Origin of the sequence: Flavobacterium sp., from assembly GCF_044357305.1 — a bacterium.
Lineage (GTDB): Bacteria > Bacteroidota > Bacteroidia > Flavobacteriales > Flavobacteriaceae > Flavobacterium.
Genome location: NZ_JBIKPS010000046.1, coordinates 1 through 3,987, shown reverse-complemented (window position 1 = coordinate 3,987; position 3,987 = coordinate 1). Strand labels below are relative to the sequence as shown.

Annotated in this window: 7 protein-coding genes; 2 read left to right on the top strand and 5 right to left on the bottom strand. The window is 29.8% G+C overall.

Annotated elements, in window-relative coordinates:
• Window positions 1–261: 261 nt before the first annotated feature.
• The 4 genes from ACIQ2J_RS14695 to ACIQ2J_RS14680 all read right to left on the bottom strand — a co-directional run bounded on the left by ACIQ2J_RS14695 (window position 262) and on the right by ACIQ2J_RS14680 (window position 2,560).
• A complete protein-coding gene (locus ACIQ2J_RS14695; RefSeq protein WP_396171229.1) occupies window positions 262–1,236 on the bottom strand; it encodes a TolB family protein in 975 nt (324 codons plus the stop codon).
• Between the two features lie 53 nt (window positions 1,237–1,289).
• Entirely contained in the window at window positions 1,290–2,018 is a 729-nt protein-coding gene (locus tag ACIQ2J_RS14690) for a hypothetical protein (RefSeq protein ID WP_396171227.1), read from the bottom strand.
• Between the two features lie 12 nt (window positions 2,019–2,030).
• A complete protein-coding gene (locus ACIQ2J_RS14685; protein ID WP_396171225.1) occupies window positions 2,031–2,264 on the bottom strand; it encodes a hypothetical protein in 234 nt (77 codons plus the stop codon).
• A 146-nt stretch (window positions 2,265–2,410) separates the two neighbouring features.
• Complete coding sequence (locus tag ACIQ2J_RS14680; RefSeq protein ID WP_396171222.1) at window positions 2,411–2,560, bottom strand: hypothetical protein; 150 nt, start codon at window positions 2,558–2,560, stop codon at window positions 2,411–2,413.
• 96 nt (window positions 2,561–2,656) lie between these two features.
• Here ACIQ2J_RS14680 and ACIQ2J_RS14675 point away from each other — a divergent pair, with 96 nt between their 5' ends.
• Both ACIQ2J_RS14675 and ACIQ2J_RS14670 read left to right on the top strand, forming a co-directional pair.
• Window positions 2,657–2,899 (top strand): helix-turn-helix domain-containing protein, encoded by a 243-nt coding sequence (locus ACIQ2J_RS14675; protein ID WP_396171220.1) that lies wholly within the window; start codon window positions 2,657–2,659, stop codon window positions 2,897–2,899.
• Window positions 2,900–3,000: 101 nt separating this feature from the next.
• Window positions 3,001–3,399 (top strand): DUF2721 domain-containing protein, encoded by a 399-nt coding sequence (locus ACIQ2J_RS14670; protein ID WP_396171218.1) that lies wholly within the window; start codon window positions 3,001–3,003, stop codon window positions 3,397–3,399.
• A 67-nt stretch (window positions 3,400–3,466) separates the two neighbouring features.
• Here the strand turns inward: ACIQ2J_RS14670 and ACIQ2J_RS14665 are convergent.
• Window positions 3,467–3,987, bottom strand: a 521-nt coding sequence (locus ACIQ2J_RS14665; protein WP_396171216.1) for an AIR synthase-related protein, incomplete at its 5' end; no start/stop codon positions are given.

Below are 3,987 nucleotides of genomic sequence, written 5' to 3'. Positions count from 1 at the left end.
TTTTGTACAATTTTTTAACTTTCTAATGAATCGTTTTTATCAAAATTACTTACAACAATAATGACAGCAGGTATTTATCCTCCCTGACTCAATAAAAAAATCCACAGATAATTAAGTTCTGTGGATTTTATAAATAGTATAAGTTTTGCTTAGTTATTATTTGTAATGGATTGCAAATTTGCATGATTGGGATATTTGACGGAGAAAACTTTGAAATCTTAGTTTTCTCTTAAGACATATAAATTCGTGTCGACTGTGCTTTTATGGTTTCCAAGTCGGATTGGATTCACCACTTGAATTGTGATTAATTCTTACAATATTTGAACCATCAGGATTAGAAATATAAATTTCACTTCCATTATCATTATCTTTATTTGTTGTAAATATTATTTTTTTTCCGTCAGATTTCCAAGATGCTTCTCCAGTATAAATGCTTGGAGCTCCGTTAGAGAAATTAGTTATTTGAGTTAGATTAGTTCCATCTACATTCATAGTAAAAAGTTGATAATTCGATATACTTCCAACCCCAGCCGCAAATAAAATTTTACTTCCGTCTGGAGATAATTCCGGATCTTGAGTATTTGTATAAGGCTGATTTATGCGTTGTAAATTAGTTCCATCAGGGTTAGAAATATAAATTTTACTTCCATTATCATTATCCTTATTTGTTGTAAATATTATTTTTGTTCCGTCAGATTTCCAAGATGCATTTCCAGTATATATACTTGGAGTTCCGTTAAAGAAATTAGTTACTTGAGTTAGATTAGTTCCATCTGAATCCATAGTAAAAAGTTGATAATTCAATATACTTCCAACCCCTGCTGCAAATAAGATTTTACTTCCGCTTGGTGAAAATTTAGGGTCTTGTGTATTTGCATAAGGCTGATTTATGCGTTGTAAATTAGTTCCATCAGGATTAGAACTATAAATTTCACTTCCATTATCATTATCCTTATTTGTTGTAAATATTATTTTTGTTCCGTCAGATTTCCAAGATGCATCTCCAGTATAAATATAGTTTGTTCCGTTAGAAAAATTTGTTATTTGGGTTTCATTTGTTCCGTCAACATTCATTGTGAATAAATGATAATTTGTCCCAACTTTTGCCTCAAATAATATTTTGCTCGTTGGAGGATTTACAACAGTTGGAGTTGTTATGTTTTCTTCAGATTTACTGCAACTTGTTAAAATAATTGCACTAATTAAAGACAATCTTAATATATTTTTAATTTTCATAGTTATTCTTATTTAATTTGGTTTTTATGTTTTCGTGTAGCATATCACACAACTTAATAATAATACTGAGTATTATAAGTTACATATTGAGTTATTTCTACTTGTGAAATTGGAAAATCTAGGTCATTATATTGATAATTATATGTTTGATTTAATCCTCCTATTGAATTAGTATTAGTCAGATTATTAATAGAGTCATCAATAATTGCGTTATATCCTAATATATTTTTATAGGGTGAGTTTTTGGTATCATAAGTAAATAATTTAGTAGATGTCCCTGAATTTCCGGAACTATATTCTTGTTTAATTAAATTTCCAACACTATTAAGATAATTTTTATAAATTCCAGTTCCTTGGTAATTTCCATTTAAGTCACTATAGGTCATTACAATAATTGTTATTGTTCCATCTGAATTATAAGTATAATCTTGGTTGTTGACTAATATGTTATTATGATAACTTTTACGTTGGGATACTTTATTATTTAAATAACTAATTGTATAAAATTCCCCCATAAAAGTATTTGTTGCATCTCGTATTTCAATTCTCGTAATTAAATCGCCTGTGTAAGTAAAAACAGAACTGGTTCCATCATCAAATAAAATTTTTAATAATTTATTTCCATCATAAACGAAATTTTCAATACCTCCTTGAGTAGAAACGATTCTTTTTATTAAAATACTCTGGCTTGAAGTTGGATTTGAACTTTCAGTACTACTTGGCGAAGAGCACGATTGAAGTATTAGTAAGGTAATACTTAGTAGATAAATTATTTTTTTCATTGTTTTGATTTATTAGTTTATAAAGTTTTCTTTTAATGTTATTACCTCACTATTAGATTTATAATCAATTTTTCCTTTTTCATGTAAATCTAATAACGTAGTATGTATTCTTGTAGAAGAAATATCTGTCAAGTTATTTAATAGATAATCGTAATGTATAGAACTTAAATTTCCTAGTTCGTTAGAAAATAAATGAGCCTTTTTAATACACTCTATAATTCTAATTTCAACTTCATTGTTCTTCATATTATATTTAGTTTTAAATTAAACTTTCATACAACGAATAGATAATCCTAATTTGTTTTACTAGTACTTCCATTTCGGACACTCCCAACGCTATAATTTAATAGATAATCCTTTGCAAAACTGGCACTGCTTTCAGTACTGCTCCATCAGTAACCATTATTGCCAAGATTAGTAAAACTATTACTAATTGTTCCTACAGGCAAATCCGTGGTTGTAGAATTTCCATTAGAATCATTGTTAGTTGAACAACCAACAAAGAAAACTAATAGAAAAAAAGTAAATAATTTATTTTTCATTTGTACTATTATTATTACAAATATATAAAAATTCGGCTACATACAACTAGTTACTTACAATCACATTAAATAAATTAGACGTAAGTAATTTTCCATATGGAAAAAAGAGTTAGAAAATCTACAATAAACCCTGAGATAATTAGTCTTGGCAAACGTATTGAGGAAATAATTAAATTAAAAGGATTAAAAACAAGAGAGGTTGCTCATGATGCTGATATGGATGTAGAAAATCTAAGAAAATACATAAAAGGCAAGCAAGAAATGAAAGTTTCTACCATGCTTAAAATCTCAAAATCATTAGGTGTATCTTTAAACGAATTGTTTAATTTTTTTAACTAATTCCTGTTTTATAGGAAATAAGTTAAAAGCATAGGGAGGATATTTTATTCCATAGGTAAAATAAAATTCCCGAACTTTGCAATTCCTAATTTAAAACAAACATGACACTCCACATAGAAACCCCTGCTTTATTATTCTCTGCAACTTCCTTGATATTATTGGCTTATACCAATCGGTTTTTAACCATTGCGCAAATTGTACGTGGGTTGAAAAAAAATTACGATGAAGTGCAAACCAAAAGCATCTTACTAGAAATCGCAAACCTCAACCTAAGGTTAACCTTAATTCGCTACATGCAACTATTTGGCGTATTGTGCTTGTTTCTGTCGGTATTTGCAATGTTGGTTTTGTTTCTAGAATGGCAAATGGCAGGCATTTATATCTTTGGCGCAAGCCTACTTTGTTTACTTATTTCCTTAGGAATATCCTTCTGGGAAATTAGCATTTCAGTAAACGCCTTACGTGTGCATTTAAGTGATTTAATGGACGAAGAAAAATAAATTGGCCATCCTGCAAGGTTTCCAAAACCTTATAGGTATTACATTTTAAGTTAATACAGATTAAAATCTAATACTCAAAAGTACCGTATTCACTAACAATGGTAAGTTTTTTTACGTCACTTGCTTCTACTCTTCCCACAATTTGAGCAGCAACACCAAACGATTGGGAAATTGCAATAATATCGGCAGAAATCGCTTCGGGAACGTATAATTCCATTCGGTGACCACAATTAAAAACTTGGTACATTTCTTTCCAATCGGTTTTAGATTGCTCTTGTATCAACTGAAACAAAGGCGGCACCGGAAATAAATTATCTTTAATTACGTGAACGGCATCTACAAAATGTAAGACTTTTGTTTGCGCACCACCAGAACAATGCACCATTCCGTGAATATCGGTTGGTGTATATTTGTTTAAAATAGATTTTATAATTGGAGCATAGGTTCTTGTTGGAGATAAAACCAACTTTCCGGCATCAATTGGCGAATTGGCAACAGCATCGGTAAGTTGCACCCCACCAGAATACACCAAATCTTTAGGAACCGAACTATCAAAACTCTCTGGGAATTTATCGGCCAAATAATGTG